We start from the raw sequence: 25,091 nt of genomic DNA on the forward strand, positions 1-25,091 counted from the left end.
TTTCTCCTGTTAGTGGGCAACCGCAGCAGCGCCATGTTCATCGATCAACGCACCGTTGTGGAAACGGTCGATGGAGAAAGGTGCGGCCAATGGGTGCATTTCACCCTTGGCCAGGCTTGCGGCAAATACGTTGCCCGAGCCAGGTGTGGCCTTGAAGCCGCCGGTGCCCCAACCGCAGTTGAAGAACATGTTCGGTACCGGGGTTTTGGAAATGATCGGGCACGCATCCGGGGTAGTGTCGACGATGCCGCCCCACTGACGGTTCATGCGTACGCGGGACAGTACCGGGAACATCTCGACGATGGCCTGGATGGTGTGCTCGATCACCGGGTACGAACCACGCTGGCCGTAGCCGTTGTAGCCGTCGATACCGGCGCCGATCACCAGGTCACCCTTGTCGGACTGGCTGATGTAACCGTGCACGGCGTTGGACATGATCACGCTGTCGATAATCGGTTTGATCGGCTCAGACACGAGCGCTTGCAGCGGGTGGGATTCGATCGGCAGACGGAAACCGGCGAGCTTGGCCATGTGCCCGGAGTTACCGGCGGTCACGACACCGACGCGCTTGGCACCGATGAAGCCCTTGTTGGTTTCCACACCGATGCACACGCCGTTTTCCTTGCGGAAGCCGATCACTTCGGTCTGTTGAATCAAGTCCACGCCCAGTGCGTCAGCGGCACGGGCAAAGCCCCATGCCACGGCATCGTGACGGGCCACGCCGCCGCGACGCTGGACGGTCGCGCCCATCACCGGATAGCGAGTGTTCTTCGAGCAGTCGAGGTACGGAATCTCGTCGGCCACTTGTTTGGCATCGAGCAGTTCGCCGTCCACGCCGTTGAGGCGGTTGGCGCTGACCCGACGCTCGGAATCACGAATGTCTTGCAGGGTGTGGCACAGGTTGTAAACGCCGCGCTGGGAGAACATCACGTTGTAGTTCAGGTCCTGGGACAGACCTTCCCACAGTTTCATCGCGTGTTCGTACAGGTGCGCCGACTCGTCCCACAGGTAGTTGGAGCGAACGATGGTGGTGTTGCGCGCGGTGTTACCGCCGCCCAGCCAGCCTTTCTCGACCACGGCCACGTTGGTGATGCCGTGTTCCTTGGCCAGGTAGTAGGCGGTCGCCAGACCATGCCCGCCACCGCCGACGATGACCACGTCATAGACCTTTTTAGGGGTCGGCGTGCGCCACATTTTCTGCCAGTTTTCGTGATGGCTGAGGGAGTGTTTGAAGAGGCCGAAGCCCGAGTAGCGTTGCATAGTCATTTACTCCAAAACCGCGCTCAGCGATAAACCGGGAAGTCCGCGCACAGGGCCGAAACCTGCTCGGCGACATTGGCCTCGACATCGGCATCGCCGAGGTTGTCGAGGATGTCGCAGATCCAGCCGGCGAGCGTCACGCACTGGGTCACCTTGAAGCCGCGCGTGGTCACCGCCGGGGTGCCGATGCGCAGGCCGGAGGTCACGAACGGCGACTGTGGATCGTTCGGGACAGCGTTCTTGTTCACGGTGATGTGGGCGCGACCGAGTGCTGCATCCGCCTCTTTGCCGGTGAGGCCCTGACGGATAAGGCTGACCAGGAACAGGTGGTTATCGGTGCCGCCGGACACTACATCGTAGCCGCGTTTGATAAACACGCCGGCCATGGCCTGGGCGTTGTCGATCACTTGTTGTTGATAGGCCTTGAAGCCAGGCTCCAGCGCTTCCTTGAAGCACACCGCCTTACCGGCGATCACGTGCATCAGCGGGCCGCCCTGGGCACCCGGGAATACCGCAGCGTTGAGTTTCTTCTCGATTTCTTCGTTGGACTTGCACAGGATCAGGCCACCACGCGGACCGCGCAGGGTCTTGTGGGTGGTGGTGGTGACCACGTCGGCGTAAGGCAGCGGGTTCGGATACAAACCGGCGGCGACCAGACCGGCGACGTGCGCCATGTCGACGAACAGCAGGGCACCGACTTTGTCGGCGATCTGACGGAAGCGCGGGAAGTCGAGGGTCTTGGAATAGGCCGAGAAACCGGCAACGATCATCTTCGGCTTGCACTCGACGGCCAGACGCTCGACTTCGTCGTAGTCGATCAGCCCGGTTTTGGTGTCGATGCCGTACTGCACGGCGTTATACAGCTTGCCCGAGGACGACACTTTGGCGCCGTGGGTCAGGTGACCGCCATGGGCCAGGCTCATGCCGAGAATGGTGTCGCCCGCTTGCAGCAGTGCCAGGTAGACGGCGCTGTTGGCCGAAGAACCGGAGTGCGGCTGGACGTTGGCGTAGTCGGCACCAAACAGTTGCTTGGCGCGATCGATGGCCAGGGCTTCAACCTTGTCGACGTGCTCGCAGCCACCGTAGTAGCGCTTGCCCGGATAGCCTTCGGCGTATTTGTTGGTCAGGCCGCTGCCTTGCGCTTCCATGACGCGTTTGCTGGTGTAGTTCTCGGACGCGATCAGCTCGATGTGATCTTCCTGGCGTTGCTCCTCGGCATTCATCGCCGCCAGCAGTGCATCGTCGTAACCCTGGATCTGGTCTTGCTTGCTGAACATCGCGTCTCTCCCAGCGGCGGTGGTGCGCCATTCGTCTCGGTGAGGCATGCGCCTTTCGGCTGTGCCCTTTGAATGCGATGGTATGACCGGCGCTGGCAGATCAAATGCCTACGCACGCCACGCAAAGGTGCGTTTACGACATGGCGGGAAATGCTCTGACAGACACACCCTCCTAATCTGCGCAAATCCCCTGTGGGAGCCAGCCTGCTGGCGATGACGGCGGCACAGGCGACACTGAAGGTGGCTGAACCTCCGCAATCGCCAGCAGGCTGGCTCCCACAGGGGTTATGTGAAGACTTGGCGGACTGCGAGCAACAGCAGGAAATGCAGCGGATACAGGGCATATGCCCAGCGCCGCATCGGCGGCGGATGAACGCCTCTGGCATGTCGCAATAGCAACATTCCAAGCAGTGGCGCAATCAGACAAGCGACGATGCCAGGAACGGCAGCACTGTTGCCCAGCTTCGCGGCGTAATACAGCACGTGCAATTCGTTGGCTGCCAGACAGACCAACGCCGGTAGCAGCGCGAAATACCAGGGACGCCGAATCACCAGCACCATCGCCAACGGCAACAGCACCCCAAAGAAACCAAACATCACGTGTTCGCGGAACAATGCCGCCAGCGACAGCGCGCCAATCGCCAGCAGCCGCGATGACAGCGTCGGGTGCTGCCACCCACGCGCAACCAACAGACCGAGCGCCAGCGTTGGCATCACATTCAAGGTGGAAAGATGAGGGATGAACAGCCGGTAAGGTATTTCGCTGACGGCACTGAACAGCAGCAACCAGCCCAAATACCGCCATTGATGTGTAACTTCCCGTGCACGGGAAAGGTTCACCGCCATCGCCAGGCAAAACCACGGAAACGCCAACCGTCCCGGGACATACAGCAGATCGACGGAATAACCGACATATCGCAGGTGATCGAGCACCATGCTCAACAGCGCCAGCCACTTGAGCAGATCCAGTGCCCCATCCCGTTGCGTCATGTGCATAATTGCCCGTCGTCTTTGTGTTTTTCTGTCAGACGCATCGCGTGTGCTCCCCGGATGATCTTCGGTAAAGTGCGCACCATCATTGACCACGAGTCGCTTCACCATAGGCGTCTCGACCACGGAAAGCAGGGCTATGACCGATAAGAGCCAACAATTCGCCAGCGACAACTATTCCGGTATCTGCCCTGAAGCCTGGGCGGCCATGGAACAGGCCAACCACGGCCACCAGCGCGCTTACGGCGACGATGAATGGACCGCTCGCGCCTCCGACTATTTCCGCAAACTGTTCGAAACCGACTGCGAAGTGTTCTTCGCCTTCAACGGCACTGCCGCCAACTCCTTGGCCCTGTCGTCGTTGTGCCAGAGTTACCACAGCGTGATCTGCTCGGAAACAGCCCACGTCGAAACCGACGAATGCGGCGCACCGGAATTCTTCTCCAACGGTTCCAAGCTGCTGATCGCCCGCACTGAAAACGGCAAGCTGACCCCGGAATCGATCCGCGAAGTCGCCCTCAAGCGCCAGGACATTCACTACCCAAAACCGCGCGTTGTGACCCTGACCCAGGCCACTGAAGTCGGCAGCGTCTACACCCCGGAAGAAATCCGTGCCATCAGCGTTACTTGCAAAGAGCTGGGCCTGAACCTGCACATGGACGGCGCGCGTTTCTCCAACGCTTGCGCGTTCCTCGGCTGCTCGCCAGCGGACCTGACCTGGAAGGCCGGCGTCGACGTGCTGTGCTTCGGCGGCACGAAAAACGGCATGGCGGTCGGTGAGGCCATTTTGTTCTTCAACCAAAAACTGGCTGAAGACTTCGACTACCGCTGCAAACAGGCCGGGCAGCTGGCCTCGAAAATGCGCTTCCTCTCGGCGCCCTGGGTCGGGATCCTGGAAAACGACGCCTGGCTCAAATACGCCCGCCACGCCAACCATTGCGCGCAGTTGCTAGCCGAACTGGTGAGCGATATTACGGGAGTGGAACTGATGTTTCCGGTGCAGGCCAACGGCGTATTCCTGCAACTCTCGGAACCGGCCATCGCCGCCCTGACCGCCAAGGGCTGGCGCTTCTACACCTTCATCGGCAACGGTGGCGCCCGCTTCATGTGCTCGTGGGACACCGAAGAAGAGCGCGTACGGGAATTGGCCGCAGACATTCGCGAAGTCATGTCCCGCTGATCTCCCACCAGCCAGAAACGACACAGTCCCTGTAGCAGCTGGCGAAGCCTGCGTCCGGCTGCGAAGCAGTCGTAAACCCTATAACGCGGTGTGCATGACATACCGCGTTGGCCGAATTCACGACTGCTGTGCAGCCGAACGCAGGCTGCGCCAGCTGCTACATAAAAGCGCTGTCGCCCTCCCGATACAAAAAGTGCCTCTGAGCGTGACGCAACTCTTGGTCTACATTGTCTGCGAGCGGTTTTGATCCGCTCTCATAACAATAATCGGGAGCGCACGCATGTCATTGAAAGGCAAAACCCTTTTCATCACCGGCGCCAGCCGCGGGATCGGTCGTGAGATCGCGCTGCGCGCGGCGCGTGCCGGGGCCAACATTGTGATTGCGGCCAAAAGCGCCGAGCCGCACCCCAAGCTACCGGGCACGATTTTCAGCGTGGCGCAGGAAGTTGAAGCGGCGGGCGCAAAGGCGCTGGCATTGCAGGTGGATGTGCGTGACGAAGACGCGGTACGAAAAGCCCTGGCCCAAGCCAACGAACATTTCGGCGGTATCGATGCGCTGATCAACAACGCCGGGGCGATCAAGCTGACCGGGGTTCAACACATCGAACTCAAGCGTTTCGACCTGATGCACCAAATCAATACCCGCGCCGTCCTGCTGTGCAGCCAGGCCGCCCTGCCCTATCTGAAAAAAACCGGTGGGCACATTCTTAACCTGTCGCCGCCATTGAATCTGGCGACCCAGTGGTTCGCCCAATACAGCCCCTACACCGTGACCAAATACGGCATGAGCATGCTGACGATTGGCATGAGCGAGGAATTCAAGAATTACGGCATCAGCGTCAACTCGCTGTGGCCACAGACCATGATCGCCACTGCCGCCATTGAGTTTCAGCTCGGCTCGCGGGAATCGTTCAAACACGCGCGCACGCCGGAAATCATGGCGGATGCCGCCCACGTCATTCTGGACAGCAGCGGGCGCAGCATCACCGGGCGATTGCTGATTGATGAGGAAATTCTGCGGGAGCATGGCGTGACCGAATTCGATCACTACCGCTTTGAGCCCGGCACCAACGACAAGTTGATGCCGGACTTGTTTATTGACTGAAATCTCCACCCCCCTGTAGGAGCTGTCGAGTGAAACGAGGCTGCGATCTTTTGACTTTGATTTCAAAAGATCAAGATCGCAGCCTCGTTTCACTCGACAGCTCCTACAAGGTAGTTGTGCAACCGTCAGAACTCGATCCGCACGTCACCCTTCGGCACGCTGCAGCACGACAGGATGAACCCTTCGGCCTCGTCTTCTTCGGTGATCCCGCCGTTGTGGTCCATCTCGACTTCGCCACCCAGCTTCATCACCTTGCACGTCCCGCAGATCCCCATCCCGCACGCTTTCGGAATCAACAGCCCGAGCTTGGCCGCGGCGGCGTGAACGGTTTCACCCGGCGCCACGCGAATGCTTTTGCCGGACGCGGTGAATTCCACTTGATGCAGGTCCGCCAGATCGACTTCCGGCGCATCCGCCGCTTGCTCGGCTTGTTCCACCGCATCGGCACGGGCTTCCGGCGGCGTGGCGCCAAAGGATTCCTCGTGATAGCGCTTCATGTCGAAACCGGCGTTTTCCAGCAAGCGTTTGACTGCCGTCATGTACGGCGTCGGGCCGCAGCAGAACACTTCGCGCTCAAGGAAGTCTGGCGCCATCAGCTCAAGCATCTTGTGGTTCAGGTACCCGCGATAACCGGCCCATGGTTCGCCCAGACCATGCTTCTCGCAGATCAGGTGCAGGCTGAAGTTATCGATCCGCGACGCCATGTGTTCCAGTTCGCGGTGGTAAATGATGTCTTTGGGCGAGCGGGCGCTGTGGATAAACACCATGTCGACGTTACCGTTGGTGTCGTAGAACCAGCGCGCCATGGACATGACCGGCGTGATGCCGACGCCGCCGCTGAGGTACAGCACTTTTGGCGCGGTGAAGTCCATGGCGTTGAACAGCCCGACCGGGCCGTGTACCGCCAGCTCCTGACCTTCATGCAGGGTGTCATGCAGCCAGTTCGAAACCTTGCCGCCCGGCACACGCTTGATGGTCACCGAAAAGCTGTACGGCACCGACGGCGAGCTGGAAATGGTATAGGAGCGCATGATCGGCACGCCTTCGATTTCCAGCTCCAGGGTGACGAACTGCCCCGGTTTAAAGAAGAACATGATCGGCTGGTCGGCCATGAAGCAGAAGGTGCGCACATCCCAGGTTTCCTGGATGACTTTGACGCAACGGACGATGTGTCGACCATTGGCCCAGGTCTGGGTCGTTACCGGATTCAGGAAGCTGTTGGACATGCTGTTCTCCACCGCCGATGCTCGGCCTTATGTTGGCGATTCTGCGTAACGCGCGGACCACCCATTTACCTATCTGCGACATTCACATACTTATCGCGACCAGCCAGCAGCTACCGGGGGTTGCGCGTCGGGAACAGAGTGGGCCATGTCGCTCGTGGATAAGGTTCTGGCCGGCGCCGGCCCCACACTCGCCCCATACCAAGACACATCCTTTACACCTTGCGTAGCAACCTCTAGCAGTACACCTGATTAGCCACTTTCGCCGGCCACACAGAATGGCCATGAGGATCAAATCGATGGACGTCACCGCAAAAATCAGTCTGGGCGATCCACTGGAACCCGCACGCAAGGCCACCGCGCAGATGCTGCAAGAGCGCGAGCGTACCTTCTCGCTGCCGCAGCCGTTTTACTCTGACGAGCGGCTGTTTGATATCGACATGCAGGAAATCTTTCAGAAAGAGTGGTTGATCGCCGGCATGACCTGCGAGATCCCGACCAAGGGCAACTACCTGACCCTGCAAGTCGGCAAGAACCCGATCATCGTGATTCGCGGCGCAGAAGGCGTGGTGCATGCGTTCCACAACGTCTGCCGCCACCGTGGTTCGCGTCTGTGCACCAGTGAAAAAGGCAAGGTTGCCAAACTGGTCTGCCACTACCACCAGTGGACCTATGAGCTGGACGGTCGTCTGCTGTTCGCCGGCACCGAAATGGGCGCCGACTTCGACATGAATCAGTACGGCCTCAAGCCGGTGAACGTGAAAACCGCTGGCGGCTACATTTTCATCAGCCTGTCGGAGAACCCACCGGCCATTGATGACTTCCTGTCGACGCTGAACCATTACATGGAACCGTACGACATGGAGAACACCAAGGTGGCGATTACCACCACCTTGATGGAAAAGGCCAACTGGAAACTGGTGCTGGAAAACAACCGCGAGTGCTACCACTGCAACGCATCGCACCCGGAACTGCTGAAAACCCTGCTGGAATGGGACGACGTCACCGATCCGCGTGCCGACCAGGCCTTCAAGGACCACGTCGCCGCCTCTGCCGCCGCCTGGGAAGCCGAAAAGATCCCTTACGCCCACGCCAGCTTCGGCCTGCGTAACCGCATCGTGCGCATGCCGCTGCTCAAAGGCACCGTGTCGATGACCTTGGACGGCAAACAGGGCTGCGCCAAACTCATGGGGCGCATCAAAAACCCGGACCTGGGTTCGATGCGCATCCTGCACCTGCCACACTCGTGGAACCACTGCATGGGCGATCACATCATCGTCTTCACCGTGTGGCCGATCAGCGCTCAGGAAACCATGGTCACCACCAAGTGGATCGTTCACAAGGACGCAGTCGAAGGCGTGGACTACGACGTGGAACGCATGCGCAAGGTCTGGGACGCCACCAACGACCAGGACCGTCGCCTGGCCGAAGAGAACCAGCGCGGCATCAACTCCACGGCGTACCAGCCAGGGCCTTACTCCAAGACCTATGAGTTTGGCGTGGTGAACTTCGTGGACTGGTACAGCGAGCGTTTGCTGAATAACCTGGGAGCTGAGCCTGCGCCGTATCTCAAAGGTGTTCCGGTCCAAGGCTAAGTCAAAAGCTTCGCGAGCAAGCCCGCTCCCACATTAGATCGGTGGTGTTCATAGACGTTGTGAACGACACGGTCGAGTGTGGGAGCGGGCTTGCTCGCGAAAGCGCCATCCCTGACAACACGTCCTTTCCCCGATATCCCTCCCCCCGATTCAGAACTGTACGAAATATGACCTATTCCGTTCAGCGCTATGCCACACGCACCTTCCAGCCTTCCGCAAACAAGTTATCCACACCTCCACCCACAGCTATTGGGGACAAGTGTGCTGTTACAGATAACTTTCTCCACAGAAACCGAAGAAAATCCGTGACTTATCCAGAAGCAGGGTTTTTAACAGCGTCTGATCGTTTTTTGATCAAAATCTTGCAGGGCACGTTTTATATGGCTTGCAGAGGATGGCGAACACCTTATCCACAGAAGCGCCAACAGAGTTTGGGGGCAACTTCTGCGGTTCTGTGGAAAACCGTTGAAAGCCGCGACAAATCGGGGTTTGCGGGCAGTTTACCGGTCCAAAACGATGGATTGATCGTTTTTTAATCAACCACCTATGGCACCCGGTTTACATGGCCTGTAGCGGTTAGCGAACATCTTATCCACAGAAGCGTCAACAGAGATTGGGGGCAAGTATTGGAAAGCGAGAAACCTTATCCACCGCAAAAAGCCTGTAAAAACCGCCAGTTAGGCTGGTTGCTTTTTATACGAAGGCTTACAGGGCTTGAAATGTATGGGGTGTAGCGAGGGGCAAACACGTTATCCACAGAAACGCTAACAGGGTTTGTGGGTAAATCAGATTCTATTCAGGCACGAACGACCCGCTTCAGTGTCCAGGTTCAATTCATAATCATTGAATGCCCGCCACCCCAACAGAATCGAAGGCACATACTGACCCGACACCAACGACGGAGGAATGGTGAAGCCCGGGTAGTATTTGTAGGTCATTAACCTGATGTGCCCGGACAAATCCAACTCACCCTTGAAGATCTGGTGGCGCGATTTTTCGGCGACGTGAATCGGGTGATCACCCGGTGAGGCCGACGTCAGGTAATCCACATTCCCTGTATCAACAATCGCCAGCGTCTCCCGACGATCCAGCCGTGCGGCAATGGTCAGTCTTTGATTGATGTCCGCACGCGAATAGGTAATGGGGGAATCGCATCGCGCAGGAGGTTCAGCATTAAGCGCCAGGGTCTTTTTTTTGAGCTTCAGACGCCCCAGCTTACCGATCAGATCAAGCCCCAACAGGTTATCCCGGTCACTGACAAACACCAGGACGTTCTTGAACTCGCTCCCGCCGATCTTCAAAGAATCGAAGATCCCGAGTTTGGCAGGCAGGTTGTGCTCGCCATAATAGGTGCTGTAGCCGTAATGGGAGTCGGTCAATAACGTGATGCCCATCCGCTTGGCAGTTTTGTCGTTGACCCGGGTTTGCGGGGCGCCGGTGTCTAAGATAAAGCGTGTCGAGACACCATTGGCCGCTTTGACGTCGATGTAGGGCAGCACTTCGTCTGTGACGTATCCCTCACCGGGACGTGGATAAATCGGCAGCACCTCGTGCCGTCGGGAGCGGGTCACCGAGAAATCACCGACCGCGCGCAGGGTGGCGAGCGATTGGCGGCCAAACATGGAAAACAGGATGTTGAGCTCGGAATCACTCGCGATGGCCCGGGCATGGCGGCGCTTGATCGCCAGGTAGTAATCAGGCAACTGATTGGCGGCTTTGGCCTCGAACATTCGGGCGAAAACGGACACGGAGCAATTGAGGTTATTTTCGGCGTCCAGCACCTTGTCGCACTGCTGGCGCAGTTGGGCCAACGACGCTGTTTGCCCTGGCTCCGACTCTAGCCACTGGTAAAAATCCTGATCGGACTCAGTGTTGGAAGCCGCCATCAACCCCGCAGGCTCGCACATCACCGCACTGAGCAACCACGTTGCACGCCTACGCAGAACCTTCATGTTCAACCCACGCATAAAAACCAGTTTTATGACTCAGCGCTGAACCTCTGAAAGCTCCGTAAACCCTTAACCAGCGCACAGCAAAACTTTAGCTCACTGCGCGGCAGAGCGATCGGCAGCCCTTATGGCCGGTACATCAGATAGGCCTCCCCCGTAACCCGAATCATCGGGTGGGGCGTGATCTGGCAGGTATCGACGATACGAAAGCCATGTCGCTCGTAAAACCGCCGGGCACCGGTGTTGGCGGCATAGTCGATCAGGCTCAGGCCATTGAGCCCCAACTGGTTGGCCCGGTCGTAGGCGAACGCGAGGAATTGCTTGCCCAGACCGAGGTTGCGCCAGCCCTCATGCAGCGCGAGGCTGGAGATATAGAGGGTGTCGGGGATTTCCATCGTTGCGTAGGGCGCCAAGACCGGATCGGTCACCGGCGCCGCCAGCGGATCATGGCGCATCACATAGCAGTGCATCATGCCGACGATTTCCCCGTTTGACTCGGCGATCAGACAGTTTTGATAGGAAAAATCCACATCGTCGCGGGCATAACGGATGGCGCCAACGTCCAGCAGGTCCTGGCCGGGCTCTGCTATCTGGCTCCAGATGTAATCCGAAGCCCCCTCCGATGAAATCTGGAACAACCGCGCAATCTCCCGCGCGTCGCTGCGCCGGGCAGAGCGAAACTCAACAGCCATTGACTTCCCCCAACGGTCCGTTAGCGGACCACTCCTTCTTCAATCAACAATTTGAGAATGGCGTCAGCCCCCGCTTGCGCCGTAACGCCCTTGAGCACTTGCCCCCCGCCCCCGCTGGCCTTTGCCGTCGCCGCCTTCATGCGATCGGCGCCGCTCTTGGCCTTGATCACTTTCAAGCGTTTGGGCCGTGGTTTGGCCGGTTGCAGAGTAGCGACCGCCAGCAATTCATCGTCGACGACTTCCACGTCATCGGCGTGTAACACACCCCGACGCGCCGGTCCGTAGGCGCTCTGCCGAGGCTTCGGCGCAGCGTTATCCACAGTGGCGAGAAACGGCAGGCGCACTTTCAAGCGACGGCGCTGACCACGCGGCAAGGCTTGAAGCACCAGCGCTGAATTGCCGTCGATGGATTCCACCTGCGCCAACCCCACCACCAGCGGCCAGCCGAGGCTTTCCGCCAGCAGGAACGGCAACATGCCCGAACCCTCACCAGTTTCCGCCTGACTGCCGGTCAGCACGACCTGCGCCCCCGCATCGCGCAAATAAGCGGTCAACGTCGGCAAGGCATCGGCGCCCGATGGTTGTTCCAGCACGTGTAGCTGGTCGAGGCCCATGCCCAGGTAAGCGCGCAACGCCGGTTCCGCGACGTCGCCAGCGTGCAGCACTTGCAGGTTATCCCCGGCCAGTTGCAGGCCCAGTTCCACCGCCCGCGCATCCTGCTCCGCGCGACGTGGCCGGCCAGAGGTCGGGTGGGCGCCGATGGACACCAGGCTGATGATTTTCGTGCTCATAACCCTTTCCTTCTCTTAAGCCGCATCGCGCTTGGCGTCGTTGCGGTAAGCCGCCACCGCATCGATCAAGGCTTGAAGAATCTCGGCGCTCTCGCCGATTACCGACAGGTCGGCCCGTTTGATCATGTCGCAGCCAGGATCGAGGTTGATCGCCACCACCTTGTCGCAGGCACCGATGCCCTGCAGGTGCTGGATCGCCCCGGAAATGCCCACCGCGACGTAAACCCGCGCGGTGACCCAGGTGCCGGACGCACCGACCTGACGGTCACGCGCCATGAAGCCATCGTCCACTGCCACGCGGGACGCGCCTTCGGTGGCGCCCAGTGCTTCGGCGGTCCTGTGGAAAAGTCCCCAGTCCTTGACCCCGTTGCCGCCAGAGAAGATGAATTCGGCTTCGGCCATTGGAATCGCCGCCGGGTCCACCGCCACTGCGCCCAAGTCCTCGATACGCGACAAACTGCGCGCAACGGCTGTGGATAACTCCACCGGCAAGGCTTCGTGACGGGTTTCGCTGACCGGTTCGGCGCATTCGGCAGCGGCCAGAATCATCCGGGCGACAGGACGCGCGAGGTCTTGCAAACCGGCACCGGCCCGGCCGATGCATTCCTGGTCCTTGACCTGCCAGACCCGCGTGGCCGGGCGTTCGCCCAGTGCGGCGGCAAAGCGCCGACCGAGTTCGCCACCGCCGCTGCGACTGTCCGGCAGCAGCCAATGACGCGGGCTGAACTGGTTATCCACAGCCCGCAGACCCTGGACTCGTTGTTCCGGTGCATAACCGCTGAATTCGTCGCCCTCCAATACCAGCAAGCGATCAACGCCAGCGGTGGCGAAGGCATTCTCCTTGTGCTCACCGAAGACCACGGCCAAGACCGCGCCGTCCTGGCCGGCCAATTGATGAGCCAGGCCCAGCAAGTCGCGGTCGTGGCTGCTCAAGCGGCCGCCAACCATGTCCGGCACCACACTGATGTAGAACGCCGGTGCCGGCACTGAATACAGCGGCAATTGCACTTCAACGGCGGCGGTTCGTTTAGTCGCCCCGCCCTGCTGAGCGCCGCTGCGGTCAATGCGCTTGATGCCGTTGGGGCCGATAAAACCGATGCCATGCAGATTCTTGCGGATGACGCCATTGGGGCCCATCCAGCTGTGTTGCGCCGGTTGCATGGCCGCGTGCAGCGGATGCAAGCGGTTACGGGCAATCCATTCGGCGCGTGGGTCACGGCGGATAATGTCGCTCATCAGTGGGCCTCCGCGGGTTCACGTTGGGCCGGTGCAGCCGGTTTGCTCGGTGCGGCATCTTCGAGCAATGCATCGGCCACCAGTTCGGCGATGTCCTTGATCAGCGGACGCGGTTCGACCACGCCTTCGAGCATCGCGGTGCATTGTGGACAACCCACGGCCACCAGTTCGGCGCCGGTTTCGCGGATGTCTTCCATGCGCATGTCGGGGATCCGTTGCTTGCCCGGAATGTCGGTGATCGGCGCACCGCCACCGCCGCCGCAGCAGCGCGAGCGGAAACCGGAGCGTTGCATCTCTTTCACTTCAATTCCGAGGGCGCGCAGCACTTCACGCGGCGCCTCGTATTCGCCGTTGTAGCGACCGAGGTAGCACGGATCGTGATAGGTCACGCTGCTGCCTTTGTGCTGACCTAGGTTCAGGGCGCCAGCGCCGATGATTTGCGCCATGTAGGTGCTGTGGTGTTGCACTAGGTAGTTGCCGTCGAAGGCGCCGTACTCGTTTTTCAGCACGTGAAAGCTGTGCGGGTCGCAGGTGACGATACGGTTGAAGCTGTACTTGGCCAGGGTCTGGATGTTGCGTTTGGCCAACAACTGGAAGGTTGCTTCATCGCCCAAACGCCGGGCGACGTCACCGCTGTCGCGCTCTTCCAGCCCGAGCACGGCGAAGTCGACTTTGGCCGCTTTCAGTACTTTGACGAAGGCGCGCAGGGTGCGCTGGTTGCGCATGTCGAAGGCGCCATCACCGACCCAGAACAGTACGTCGACAGATTTCTTTTCGCTCATCAGCGCGAGGTTCAAGTCCGCTGCCCAGTTCATCCGCCCGCCCGGCGCAAAGCCGCCCGGGTTGTCGGTGGCGATCAGGTTTTCCAGGACTTCGGCGCCCTTGTTCGGAGTCGCGCCTTTTTCCAGGGTCAGATGGCGGCGCATGTCGACGATGGCGTCGACGTGCTCGATCATCATCGGGCATTCCTCGACGCAGGCGCGGCAGGTGGTGCAGGACCACAGGGTTTCGGCGTCCACCAGACCGTTGACGATCGGTTGATGGGGATTACCGGCGTGTTCGCCGATCGCCTTGCCTGGATAAGGGCTACCGGCGAATTTCGCATCAGTACCACCGGCCAGGCCGACGACCATGTCCTGGATCAGCTTTTTCGGGTTCAACGGCTGACCAGCGGCGAATGCCGGGCACGCGGCTTCGCACTTACCGCACTGCACACAGGCGTCGAAACCGAGCAGTTGGTTCCAGGTGAAATCCTTGGGCTTTTCCACGCCCAGCGGCGCGGTCGGGTCGTTAAGGTCAAGCGGTTTCAAACCGGTGGAACGGCCACCATTAAAACGCTCGGCGCGACGGTGCCAGGCCAGGTGCAGCGCACCGGCGAAGGCATGCTTCATCGGCCCGCCCCAGGTCATGCCAAAGAACAGTTCCGAGACGCCCCACAGCACACCGACGCCGAGGATCGCAGCCACCAGCCACCCCCCGAAGTTTTCCGGAAGGATGCCCGCGACCGGCAGAGTCAGCAGGAAGAACGATGCCGAGAACGCCAGCAGGCTTTTCGGCAGGCGCATCCACGGGCCTTTGGACAATCGCGCTGGCGGGTTGCGCCGACGCAGGTAGACAAAGATCGCGCCGACGAACATCACTGCCGTCATCAACAGCAGCGCATAACCAAGAATGCGGTTATGCAGGCCGAAACCGTGCACCAGTATCGCCAGCACGATGGACGCCACCGCACCGCCAGCCGTGGCGACGTGAGTGTTGGCGATATATTTGTCCCGCGCGACGACGTGGTGCAAGTCGACCATGTAACGCTTGGGCATGGCGAACAGACCGCCGATCAGGTCGACTTTCGAAGCCCGGCCCTGACGCCACATGGCCACCCGCCGCAACGCGCCCAGGACAGCCAGGCCCAAGGCAGCGAACAACAGGATTGGAAGAAGGGTGTTTAACATCAGAGTCACCTCTGGCGAGGTGCAAGCGACAGGCTACAAGCTGCAAGAAAAAGCTGCGGTGAGGCTGAGCTTTTACTTGTAGCTTGCAGCTTACGGCTTGCAGCTAAGCCGTCAAAAATCCTTACAGAGCCGGAGTGCGTCATAAATGGCGGCGTGTGTGTTGCGCTGCGCCACGCAGTCGCCGATACGGAACAGCAAGTAGCCGTCGCCCGATTGGCTCAACGAAGGCTGCGGCTTGATCGCGAACAGGGCTTCGATGTCCATCTGGCCTTTGTTACGCGAGCCTTCCTTCAGGGCGTAGTAGATTTCTTCGTCCGGACGCACGCCGTTTTCGACGACGACCTGGTCCACCACCCGCTCCTCTTTGACGCCGGTGTATTCGTTTTCCAGCACCGCCACCAGCTTGTCGCCTTCGCGGTAGACCTTCTCCAGCATCATGTCCCCGGTCATGATCACTTCTTTGGGGTACATGCTGCGGTAGTACGTCGGGAACGAGGTGCCGCCAATCGCAACGCCCGGTTTGATGTCGTCGGTGACGATTTCGACCTGACTGCCCTTATCGGCGAGGAAGTCCGCGGTGGACATCCCGGTGAACTCGCAAATGGTGTCGTAGACCAGCACGTTTTTGCCCGGTGCGACCTTGCCGTCGAGGATGTCCCAACTGCTGACCACCAGGCCTTCAGCCGCGCCCCAGTGCTCGTTCTGCTCCAGGAACGGATGACCGCCGACGGCGAGTACCACCACGTCCGGACGCAGGTCGAGAATGGTTGCCGCATCGGCCGCCACGCCCAGGCGCAGATCGACTTTCAACCGCGCCAGTTCCAGCTGGAACCAGCGAGTGATACCGGCGATCTGGTCCCGTTGCGGGGCTTTCGAGGCGGTGGTGATCTGCCCGCCAATGAATTCTTTTTTCTCGAACAGGGTCACGTCGTGGCCACGTTCGGCCGACACGCGAGCGGCTTCCATCCCGGCAGGACCGGCACCGACCACCACAACTTTGCGCTTCACGCCGGTGGTCTTCTCGATGATATGCGGCACGCCCATGTATTCACGGGAGGTCGCGGCGTTCTGGATGCACAGCACGTCCAGCCCTTGGTACTGACGGTCGATGCAGTAGTTGGCGCCGACGCATTGTTTGATCTGGTCGACCTGACCCATTTTGATCTTGGCGATCAGGTGCGGGTCGGCGATGTGGGCACGGGTCATGCCGACCATGTCGACGTAGCCGCCCTCCAGGATTCGGGTTGCCTGATTAGGGTCCTTGATGTTCTGCGCGTGCAAAACCGGGGCCTTGACCACTTCCTTGATACCGGCCGCCAAATGCAGAAATGGCTCCGGTGGATAACTCATGTTCGGGATAACGTTGGCCAGGGTGTTGTGGGTATCGCAACCCGAGCCCACCACGCCGATGAAGTCGATCATGCCGGTGTCGTCGTAGTACTTGGCGATCTGCTTCATGTCCTCGTGGGACAAGCCGTCCGGGTGGAATTCATCACCGCACAGACGGATGCCGACGCAGAAATCCGGGCCGACTTCCGCCCGCACAGCCTTGATCACTTCGAGGCCGAAACGCATGCGGTTTTCGAAGCTGCCGCCCCATTCGTCGGTACGTTTGTTGACCCGTGGGCTCCAGAACTGGTCGATCATGTGCTGGTGCACTGCCGACAGTTCGACGCCGTCCAGGCCACCGGCCTTCGCACGCGCAGCAGCGCTGGCGTAGTTGCCGATCACCCGCCAGATTTCTTCCGGTTCGATGGTTTTGCAGGTCGCACGGTGCACCGGCTCACGGATGCCCGATGGCGACAGCAGGGTTGGCCAATGTTCACCGTCCCAGCGCGAGCGACGGCCCATGTGGGTAATCTGGATCATGATCTTGGCGCCATGCTTGTGCATGGCATCGGCCAGGTTCTGGAAGTGCGGAATGATCCGGTCGTCGGCCAGGTTGACCGATTTCCACCAGCCTTGCGGGCTGTCGATGGCCACGCTGGAGGAACCGCCGCAAATCGCCAGGCCGATCCCGCCCTTGGCTTTCTCTTCGTAATACTTGACGTACCGGTCGGTGGTCATGCCGCCGTCGGTGGCATAGACCTCGGCGTGCGCGGTGCTCAGCACGCGGTTACGGATGGTCAGTTTGCCGATCTGGATCGGCTGGAACATTGCTTCGAAAGCCATGGCGGGTTCCTCGACTTACAACGGCTTGACGGTGAACAGGCCGTCGTCGTGGCCTTCTTCGGAGCCACCGTAGACTTGCTCGGCAACCGTACGGATCTTGCTGCCACGGGCTTGCAGAATCTGGTCCATGGCACCGGCAAACCAGCCGGTGAACATATAGTCGACCTTGCGCCCGACCTTGCCGTAGACGTAGACAAATGCGGAGTGTTCGAGCTTGACGCTGGCAGTGCCCTTGTCGAGGTCGATGTCCTGGATCTTGAAAAGACCCCAGCCACGTTGCGACAGGCGCTTCATGTAGTGCTCGAATACAGCAACGCCTTCCAGGCCGTGGCATTCAGCTTCTTTTTCACACCAGTGCCAGGCGGATTTGTAGCCGGCCTTGTAGAGGATTTCGGCGTAGGCTTCGGCGCCCAGCACTTCCTCGATGCCCATGTGGTTGTTGACGAAGAAATGACGCGGCACGTACAGCATTGGCAGGGCGTCGGAGGTCCAGACACCGGTTTCGCTGTCGACTTCGATTGGCAATTGCGGGGCGATTTTAGCCATGGGTAAAGCTCCAGAATTCGATGTTTTGAGGCGATATGTAGCAGCTGGCGAGCCTGCGAGGCTGCGTTGGGCTGCGAAGCGGCCCCGAGGGCGGTCCTGCGGACCGCAACGCAGCCTCGTACCTCGGCAGCTGCTACAGGAATCGATGTTTGTAAGTGGGCTTACTCGCCCCAGACGTCTTTGAGGACGTTCACCCAGTTTTCGCCCATGATCTTGCGCACCACGCGCTCGGAATGACCGCGCTTGAGCAGGGTTTCGGTCAGGTTCGGGAACTCGCCCACGGTGCGGATGCCCAGCGGATTGATGATCTTGCCGAAGCTGGTCAGGCGGCGGGCGTAGCCCTTGTCATGGGTCAGGTATTCGAAGAAGTCCTGGCCGTGGCCCTGGGTGAAGTCGGTGCCGATACCGATAGCGTCTTCGCCGACGATATTCATCACGTACTCGATGGCTTCGGCGTAATCGTCGATGGTCGAATCGATGCCTTTGGCCAGGAACGGCGCGAACATGGTCACGCCGACGAAACCGCCGTGATCGGCGATGAACTTCAGTTCTTCATCGGACTTGTTGCGCGGGTGAATTTTCAGACCCGATGGCAGGCAATGGGAGTAGCACACCGGTTTCTTCGATTCGAGAATGACTTCTTCTGAGGTTTTCGAGCCAACGTGGGACAGGTCGCACATGACGCCAACACGGTTCATCTCGGCGACGATTTCACGACCGAAACCGGACAAGCCGCCATCGCGCTCGTAGCAGCCGGTGCCGACCAGGTTTTGGGTGTTGTAGCACATCTGCACAATACCGACGCCCAGCTGCTTGAACACCTCGACATAACCGATCTGGTCCTCAAAGGCGTGAGCATTCTGGAAGCCGAACAGGATCCCGGTCTTGCCCTGCTCTTTGGCTTTGCGGATGTCGGCGGTGGTGCGCACCGGAATCACCAGGTCGCTGTTCTCGCGAATCAGCTTCTGGCTGGCGGCGATGTTGTTGACGGTCGCCTGGAAGCCCTCCCACACCGAAACGGTGCAGTTGGCCGCGGTCAGACCGCCCTTGCGCATGTCTTCGAACAGTTCACGGTTCCACTTGGCAATAATCAGCCCGTCGATAACGATGCTGTCGGCGTGCAATTCGGCTGGGCTCATCAGGCTGTCCCCTATTAGCGATTCATGCGCCGAATCGTGTGCCGGCGCTTTGGGGCCAGCATATGCCTCGGTGCCTTGGTAGCCGGGTGCAAAAACGACAGGGGGTTTGCCGAAAGCGTCAATCCGCGACAAAGGGTCGCCATCGGACATCTCGGGCCACCTGTTCAAGGACCTGCGCATCGGCCAGAATTCGCTGCTTTACTGAATGCACTATTGGATTGGGGCGGCGGCGCAATGAAATCGATCTTCCTGGCATTGGCACTGATAGCGACCAGCGTACACGCGGTTGAAGAGTCCGAAGACAACCCTTGCGACAAAGTCGAAAACGACATCCAGACCCTGGAATGCTCGGCCTACAGCAGAACCGCCGCCGAAGACTTGTTGAAGAACAACTACCAAAGCCTGGCCGAGCGCATGCAAACGGCCTACGGCAAGAACCCGGCACAACTGGCCGACATCACCGCCAAGCTCAAGGTCGCCCAGCAGCAATGGCTGAAGACCCGGGATGCGGATTGCGCGGTTGAGGTTTTTCCAGCGACGAGCGGTAGCAAGGCATTCACGATTGCGCAGAATGATTGCGTGGCGCGGATGAGTGATGAGCGGTCGGAATTTTTGGAGTCGATTGGGCAGGAGTGATGCGTTAAAGCGCCTGCCACACCGACTCAAGAGTGGTCAGCAGTTTTTTGCTGGCCGTTTTATCGATTTCCAGATCGGCGCCACAGACTCTCCACTCGGAAAAAGCATCTAGCGTTTGTTCTATGTAGCGTTCGGGCGCAAGGAAACTGAAAGGTTTGCACACCTCAATGAGAGCCTTGCGTGCGGGTTTGCCTCTTCCCGCGAAGGCTGTGGTGTGTTCGTTGCCGCGCCCTGCGGTACTGGAAAATGTCAGGTCGTACGCCGGCGCCATTTTCCAGCCATCCTTGCCGCCGAAAAAAGAGAAGTTCTTCGCGTGATCGTCATGGTTATGAGCCAGAGCGTTGAACACCATCAGTCGGGCCATTTTCTCGACCTCGGCCGCGTCCTTGGTCATTGCCCAGGTCGCTCGCAGTAAGTCACTGTAATCGAGGCTAGGTTTACGAAAATCGGCGTACAGAATCGCCGCCGCGGTCAGCATGTGGCGCTTGGTACCTTCTGCCCGATCAAAGCGTTTGGTGGCAAAGAATCGTTCTTCGCCCTTATTGGTTTCTACCTGAAACAATTGCGACTCGGAAATTTCGATCCCTGCCCGATGGGCCATCAATGCATAAACCTGCTCTATGGCGCCGCTGTCACGATGCTCCTCTTCACTGCGAAACTTGATTAACCAGTGTTCATAACCCACGGGCATTTCGCCAAACGACGAAATAGCGCGATGTTTGTCCGGTGAAAGACCAATCACCGCTTTAGGTCGTGCACCACCGGGGGAACCGCCCGCCAATCGCAGAGAACTGATGACCTCGTCAGTGCTGCCTGAAAGTATCGTTTGTGAAGCCTCGTATAGAGCAGCCAAGTCGAGGTCTTCGTCTGCTTCAACGGCTTCGAACATCGGCGCGTATTCAAGCGCGCCCATGCTGCGATTGCCCATATAGGCCAGTCGATCCAGCGGGCCAATTTTGTGACGCTCGACGCCCAACTGACTGCGAAAGAAGCGATCCATGAGTAGCAATCCCCAGCCGTCGGGCAAAGAATCGCTGAACGCGCCGTGCAAGCTGTCGAACAGCAAGGGGTCAGCCGCACTCTGGGGCTTGACCGAAAAATCCATATGAAACGGCGCGAGGTTAAATCCTTTTGCCAGCCAGCCGGGATCATAAGAAAAGAACACCCCCCGACGAGGAATGGCGACAAGCTCACCGACGCGTGATCCTTGAAGCATAACGCTGAGTGCATTGACGTTTTTCATTGTCGGCCACGAGCCCTTTCGTAGTTTTTCAGTTCCTGGAGTGTCAGCGACTGGGTTGAGGCAAACAAATTCGTTAGCGGTTCCTCCGCCCCGAGGCAAATTGCGATCAGCAACAAGCCATCAAGGGAGATCTTTCCGGTCGTTTCAAAACGCTTGATATTCGACTCAGGGACACCTGATTTTTGCGCGAGCGTGCGTCGCGAAAGGTTTTTTCCGAGTCTCAGACGCTTGGCATTCCCGGCAATCTGTAAAGCGATCTCTCCAGGGGAGTAGAGGATATGGGTAAGGGCCATGATTCGACCTCAAGTGGAGTGTGAGCAAGTGTAGCAGCGCGATCGGCAATCAACATTTAAAGGATAATATTTTGACTTATATATCGTAAATAATTACTTAATAGACAACATTTGAACCTCTATTCATATTCAAAAACACCTTCCTACCTATTACGCACCCGTTACGTTTATTCTTTGAGCTATAAGCTGCACATCATCAACCGGGAAAGGGACTCAAATGAAAATCTGCGGCATCGAAATCAAAGGCAGCGAAGCGATCATCGCCTTGGCCTCCCTCGACGATCAGGTGCTGACCCACGTCGCTCTGGCCACCAAGAAAATAGCCCTCGACGATGACGAGGACGCGGCGAACGTAAAAGTCTTTGCCGCTCAGGTCGCGTCGTTTGTGCGTGAGAATTCCATCGACCGGATCGCGATCAAGAAGCGCAGCAAGAAAGGCGAGTTTGCCGGTGGGCCGACCACGTTCAAGATCGAAGGGATTGTTCAGTTGCTGGAGAGTTGCGAGGTGACGCTGCTGTCGCCACAGACGATCAATGCGCAGAGCAAGAAGTTTGATTTTGAGCTGCCGGCGACGCTGAACAAGTATCAGCATGAAGCCTACAAAGCAGCCTGCTCGGCCTTGATGAAGAAGTAACGCCCTCCACCGATCGTTCCCTCGCTCTGCGTGGGAACGATCAACGATCAACTACGCTTTGGCGGTGCGCCGGTCTTCTCGCGGACACCGCTCAAACTTCGCCCGGTAACTTCGGGTGAAATAAGACGGCGATTCAAACCCACACGCAATGCTCACCTCCAGCACACTCATGTCAGTCTGCCGCAGCAACTGTCGCGCCTTTTCCAACCGTAAACGCAGGTAAAAATTGCTCGGCGTGTCGTTCAGGTGCAGGCGAAACAATCGCTCCAGCTGGCGCCGCGTCACCTTGATCGACTCCGCCAGTTCCAGCGTGGTCAGCGGCGGTTCGCTGTGCTGTTCCATCTCGCCGATGACGTGCACCAGCTTCTTGTTGCGGATGCCATAGCGCGTGGCGACTTCCATGCGTTGGTGGTCTTTGCGCGGGCGGATGCGGCCGAGTACGAATTGTTCGCTGACCTGGATCGCCAGTTCCGGGCCATGGGCCTGGGCGATGAGGTCGAGCATCAGGTCGATGGAGGCGGTGCCGCCAGCCGAGGTGATGCGGCGGCGGTCGATTTCGAACAGCTCCTGGGTGACGCTGAGCTGCGGATAGGATTCCTTGAACGCGTCGATGGCTTCCCAGTGCAGGGTCAGGCGATGGCCGTCGAGCAGACCGGCTTCGGCGAGGATAAAACTGCCGGTGTCGATGGCGCCGAGGGTCACGCCTTCGTTGTCGAGGCGACGCAACCAGTGCTCCAGCGCCGGGGTGGCAAATTTCAGTGGTTCGAAACCTGCCACGACTAGCAGGATCGCGCCTTTCTTCAGTGGCTCCAGCGTCGCGTCGGCGTTGACCGACATACCGTTGCTGGCCAGCACCGCCCCACCGTCAGCACTCAATACGTGCCAGCGATACAGCTCGCCGCGAAAGCGGTTGGCGACCCGCAGCGGTTCGATGGCCGAGATAAATCCAATGGCCGAGAAACCCGGCATCAACAAGAAGTAGAAATCCTGGGACATGGAGCGCACTCGCTTAGCAGGTAACAAGAGGCCAGGTAACGAGAGGGCGGGCAGCGTAGGGACGTTGATACCCCACTTGCAACAGGCATTCAAGAGGACAGGTCGCTGCAGTGCAAGAGCTGGTCGCCGTAGTGCGTTTTCATAGGGCCTGAGCTGCGTAACGTGGCATCACCGGCGCGCAAAGATGACCGGACCCACAATAACGAACTGCCGAGGAACCTGAGATGAAACGACTGATCAGCAGCTGTGTTCTTGCACTCAGCGGTACCGCTTTGCTGAGCGCCAGTGTCATGGCCGCCGAACCCGCGTCATGCCAGAACGTGCGCATGGGCGTAGTGAACTGGACTGACGTAATCGCCACCAGTGCCATGACCCAGGTCCTGCTCGATGGCCTCGGCTACAACACCAAACAAACCAGCGCGTCCCAGCAAATCATCTTCGCCGGGATCCGCGATCAGCGTCTGGACTTGTTCCTCGGTTACTGGAACCCGCTGATGACCCAGACCATCACCCCGTTCGTCGATGGCAACCAGGTCAAGGTGCTTGAAGCGCCAAGCCTTAAAGATGCCCGCGCCACCCTCGCCGTACCGACTTATCTCGCCGACAAGGGCCTGAAAACCTTCGCCGACATCGCCAAGTTCGAGAAAGAACTGGGCGGCAAGATCTACGGCATCGAACCAGGCTCGGGCGCCAACACCCAGATCAAGGCGATGATCGCCAAGAACCAGTTTGGCCTGGGCAAGTTCCAGCTGGTCGAGTCCAGCGAAGCCGGCATGCTCGCGGCAGTGGATCGCGCCGTGCGCCGTAACGAGGCCGTGGTGTTCTTCGGCTGGGCGCCACACCCGATGAACGTCAACGTCAAGATGACCTATCTCACCGGCAGCGACGACGCCCTGGGCCCGAACGAAGGCATGGCCACGGTCTGGACCGTCACTGCACCGAAATACGCCGAGCAATGCCCGAACATCGGCCGCTTGCTGAGCAACCTGACCTATACCGCCGAAGACGAGAGCCGGATGATGCAGCCACTGCTGGATCACAAGGACGCCTTCGAATCGGCCAGGCAATGGCTGAAAGATCACCCGCAAGACAAACAGCGCTGGCTCGAAGGCGTCACCACCTTCGACGGCAAACCGGCGGCTGAAAACCTGAAACTGACCAGTAAATAAACCTGAATCGAACCACCGATTCGCAGCCCGACCGGGCTGCGAACGGGGTCATTACGCCCTGCCTTTCTCCTAAAAAGCACTTGCCTGTAAGGAACCGCCCAATGAACCACGACGTCATCATCACCTGCGCACTCACCGGTGCTGGCGACACGACCAGCAAGAGCCCACACGTGCCGGTCACCCCGAAACAAATCGCCGCCGCCGCCGTGGAAGCCGCCAAGGCTGGCGCCACCGTGGTCCACTGCCACGTGCGTAACCCCGAAACCGGCAAGTTCAGCCGCGACGTGGCGCTGTACCGTGAAGTGATGGAGCGCATCCGCGAGGCCGACGTCGACATCATCGTCAACCTTACCGCTGGCATGGGTGGCGACCTGGAAATCGGCGCCGGCGAGAACCCGATGGAGTTCGGCCCGAACACCGACCTGGTCGGCCCGCTGACCCGCCTGGCGCATGTCGAAGAACTGCTGCCGGAAATCTGCACCCTCGATTGCGGCACCCTGAACTTCGGCGATGGCGACACTATTTACGTGTCCACCCCGGCCCAGCTGCGTGCCGGCGCCAAACGCATTCAAGAGCTGGGCGTGAAAGCCGAGCTGGAAATTTTCGACACCGGTCACCTGTGGTTCGCCAAACAGTTGATCAAGGAAGGCCTGCTCGACGACCCGCTGTTCCAGCTGTGCCTGGGCATCCCGTGGGGCGCGCCGGCGGACACCACGACCATGAAAGCCATGGTCGACAACCTGCCGGCCAATGCGGTGTGGGCAGGGTTCGGCATTGGTCGCATGCAGATGCCAATGGCCGCGCAAGCGGTGTTGCTCGGCGGCAACGTGCGGGTCGGCCTGGAAGACAACATCTGGCTGGACAAAGGCGTACTGGCGACCAACGGCCAACTGGTCGAGCGTGCCAGCGAAATTCTCAGCCGACTTGGTGCCCGCGTGCTGACCCCGGCGGAAGGTCGCATAAAAATGGGGCTGACCAAGCGCGGTTAACTGCTAACAACTCTTTCCAACTGTGGG

Annotated in this window: 23 protein-coding genes; 8 read left to right on the forward strand and 15 right to left on the reverse strand. The window is 59.4% G+C overall.

The features are described 5' to 3' along the window. Positions 1–9 precede the first annotated feature (9 nt). The 3 genes from J2Y56_RS09175 to J2Y56_RS09185 form a co-directional block, all read right to left on the reverse strand. Complete coding sequence (locus J2Y56_RS09175; RefSeq protein WP_007947735.1) at positions 10–1,260, reverse strand: sarcosine oxidase subunit beta; 1,251 nt, start codon at positions 1,258–1,260, stop codon at positions 10–12. Positions 1,261–1,283: 23 nt separating this feature from the next. Further along, positions 1,284–2,537 (reverse strand): serine hydroxymethyltransferase, encoded by a 1,254-nt coding sequence (gene glyA, locus J2Y56_RS09180; RefSeq protein WP_007947736.1) that lies wholly within the window; start codon positions 2,535–2,537, stop codon positions 1,284–1,286. A 285-nt stretch (positions 2,538–2,822) separates the two neighbouring features. Further along, a complete protein-coding gene (locus J2Y56_RS09185; protein WP_310349821.1) occupies positions 2,823–3,533 on the reverse strand; it encodes a TraX family protein in 711 nt (236 codons plus the stop codon). A gap of 133 nt (positions 3,534–3,666) precedes the next feature. On the opposite strand from J2Y56_RS09185, the gene J2Y56_RS09190 reads away from it, so the two are divergent. Further along, complete coding sequence (locus J2Y56_RS09190; protein WP_007947739.1) at positions 3,667–4,707, forward strand: low specificity L-threonine aldolase; 1,041 nt, start codon at positions 3,667–3,669, stop codon at positions 4,705–4,707. A 280-nt stretch (positions 4,708–4,987) separates the two neighbouring features. Beyond that, positions 4,988–5,812 carry an NAD(P)-dependent oxidoreductase gene (locus J2Y56_RS09195; protein ID WP_007947740.1) on the forward strand — a complete coding sequence of 275 codons (825 nt, stop codon included), beginning with the start codon at positions 4,988–4,990 and terminating at the stop codon, positions 5,810–5,812. 125 nt (positions 5,813–5,937) lie between these two features. Here J2Y56_RS09195 and gbcB read toward each other — a convergent pair whose 3' ends face one another. After that, positions 5,938–7,038 carry a glycine-betaine demethylase subunit GbcB gene (gene gbcB, locus J2Y56_RS09200; protein ID WP_007947741.1) on the reverse strand — a complete coding sequence of 367 codons (1,101 nt, stop codon included), beginning with the start codon at positions 7,036–7,038 and terminating at the stop codon, positions 5,938–5,940. A 296-nt stretch (positions 7,039–7,334) separates the two neighbouring features. Here gbcB and gbcA point away from each other — a divergent pair, with 296 nt between their 5' ends. Both gbcA and J2Y56_RS09210 read left to right on the forward strand, forming a co-directional pair. Beyond that, a complete protein-coding gene (gbcA, locus tag J2Y56_RS09205) occupies positions 7,335–8,630 on the forward strand; it encodes a glycine-betaine demethylase subunit GbcA (RefSeq protein ID WP_310349823.1) in 1,296 nt (431 codons plus the stop codon). A gap of 305 nt (positions 8,631–8,935) precedes the next feature. Further along, on the forward strand, positions 8,936–9,166 hold the full coding sequence (locus J2Y56_RS09210) for a hypothetical protein (RefSeq protein WP_310349825.1): 231 nt from the start codon (positions 8,936–8,938) through the stop codon (positions 9,164–9,166). 249 nt (positions 9,167–9,415) lie between these two features. On the opposite strand, the gene J2Y56_RS09215 is transcribed toward J2Y56_RS09210, so the two are convergent. From J2Y56_RS09215 to J2Y56_RS09250, 8 genes are all read right to left on the reverse strand, one after another. Further along, the gene (locus J2Y56_RS09215) at positions 9,416–10,582 is read right to left on the reverse strand and encodes a retropepsin-like aspartic protease (RefSeq protein WP_310349827.1); all 1,167 of its coding nucleotides are present in this window, start codon (positions 10,580–10,582) and stop codon (positions 9,416–9,418) included. 122 nt (positions 10,583–10,704) lie between these two features. Then, positions 10,705–11,271: a GNAT family N-acetyltransferase gene (locus J2Y56_RS09220; protein WP_007947744.1), complete on the reverse strand. Its 567-nt coding sequence runs from the start codon at positions 11,269–11,271 to the stop codon at positions 10,705–10,707. Between the two features lie 20 nt (positions 11,272–11,291). Then, positions 11,292–12,062 (reverse strand): electron transfer flavoprotein subunit beta, encoded by a 771-nt coding sequence (locus tag J2Y56_RS09225; protein WP_310349828.1) that lies wholly within the window; start codon positions 12,060–12,062, stop codon positions 11,292–11,294. A 15-nt stretch (positions 12,063–12,077) separates the two neighbouring features. Continuing rightward, a complete protein-coding gene (locus tag J2Y56_RS09230) occupies positions 12,078–13,298 on the reverse strand; it encodes an electron transfer flavoprotein subunit alpha/FixB family protein (RefSeq protein ID WP_310349829.1) in 1,221 nt (406 codons plus the stop codon). Further along, entirely contained in the window at positions 13,298–15,247 is a 1,950-nt protein-coding gene (gene dgcB / locus J2Y56_RS09235; protein WP_007947750.1) for a dimethylglycine demethylation protein DgcB, read from the reverse strand. Before dgcB ends, J2Y56_RS09230 begins: the two co-directional genes overlap by 1 nt. 111 nt (positions 15,248–15,358) lie before the next feature. Continuing rightward, positions 15,359–17,419 carry a dimethylglycine demethylation protein DgcA gene (dgcA, locus tag J2Y56_RS09240; protein WP_310349831.1) on the reverse strand — a complete coding sequence of 687 codons (2,061 nt, stop codon included), beginning with the start codon at positions 17,417–17,419 and terminating at the stop codon, positions 15,359–15,361. Positions 17,420–17,434: 15 nt separating this feature from the next. Beyond that, positions 17,435–17,965, reverse strand: a complete 531-nt coding sequence (locus J2Y56_RS09245; RefSeq protein ID WP_007947752.1) for a DUF5943 domain-containing protein — start codon at positions 17,963–17,965, stop codon at positions 17,435–17,437. 161 nt (positions 17,966–18,126) lie between these two features. Further along, positions 18,127–19,104 carry a dipeptidase gene (locus tag J2Y56_RS09250; RefSeq protein ID WP_033049556.1) on the reverse strand — a complete coding sequence of 326 codons (978 nt, stop codon included), beginning with the start codon at positions 19,102–19,104 and terminating at the stop codon, positions 18,127–18,129. Between the two features lie 234 nt (positions 19,105–19,338). Here J2Y56_RS09250 and J2Y56_RS09255 point away from each other — a divergent pair, with 234 nt between their 5' ends. After that, positions 19,339–19,740 carry a lysozyme inhibitor LprI family protein gene (locus J2Y56_RS09255; protein WP_007947754.1) on the forward strand — a complete coding sequence of 134 codons (402 nt, stop codon included), beginning with the start codon at positions 19,339–19,341 and terminating at the stop codon, positions 19,738–19,740. A 4-nt stretch (positions 19,741–19,744) separates the two neighbouring features. Here J2Y56_RS09255 and J2Y56_RS09260 read toward each other — a convergent pair whose 3' ends face one another. Next, positions 19,745–20,983, reverse strand: a complete 1,239-nt coding sequence (locus tag J2Y56_RS09260) for a type II toxin-antitoxin system HipA family toxin (RefSeq protein WP_310349833.1) — start codon at positions 20,981–20,983, stop codon at positions 19,745–19,747. Further along, positions 20,980–21,276 (reverse strand): helix-turn-helix transcriptional regulator, encoded by a 297-nt coding sequence (locus J2Y56_RS09265; protein ID WP_007947756.1) that lies wholly within the window; start codon positions 21,274–21,276, stop codon positions 20,980–20,982. Before J2Y56_RS09265 ends, J2Y56_RS09260 begins: the two co-directional genes overlap by 4 nt. Before the next feature lie 217 nt (positions 21,277–21,493). Here J2Y56_RS09265 and J2Y56_RS09270 point away from each other — a divergent pair, with 217 nt between their 5' ends. Next, the gene (locus J2Y56_RS09270) at positions 21,494–21,910 is read left to right on the forward strand and encodes a DUF3010 family protein (RefSeq protein ID WP_007947757.1); all 417 of its coding nucleotides are present in this window, start codon (positions 21,494–21,496) and stop codon (positions 21,908–21,910) included. A gap of 51 nt (positions 21,911–21,961) precedes the next feature. On the opposite strand, the gene J2Y56_RS09275 is transcribed toward J2Y56_RS09270, so the two are convergent. Beyond that, entirely contained in the window at positions 21,962–22,906 is a 945-nt protein-coding gene (locus J2Y56_RS09275) for a GlxA family transcriptional regulator (RefSeq protein WP_310333505.1), read from the reverse strand. 224 nt (positions 22,907–23,130) lie between these two features. Here J2Y56_RS09275 and choX point away from each other — a divergent pair, with 224 nt between their 5' ends. Together choX and J2Y56_RS09285 are read left to right on the forward strand one after the other, a co-directional pair. Continuing rightward, positions 23,131–24,075 (forward strand): choline ABC transporter substrate-binding protein, encoded by a 945-nt coding sequence (gene choX / locus J2Y56_RS09280; RefSeq protein ID WP_007947759.1) that lies wholly within the window; start codon positions 23,131–23,133, stop codon positions 24,073–24,075. A gap of 101 nt (positions 24,076–24,176) precedes the next feature. Next, the gene (locus tag J2Y56_RS09285; protein WP_007947761.1) at positions 24,177–25,064 is read left to right on the forward strand and encodes a 3-keto-5-aminohexanoate cleavage protein; all 888 of its coding nucleotides are present in this window, start codon (positions 24,177–24,179) and stop codon (positions 25,062–25,064) included. Positions 25,065–25,091 lie beyond the last annotated feature (27 nt).

The sequence above is a fragment of the Pseudomonas sp. BE134 genome, from assembly GCF_031456105.1.
Classification (GTDB): Bacteria; Pseudomonadota; Gammaproteobacteria; order Pseudomonadales; family Pseudomonadaceae; genus Aquipseudomonas.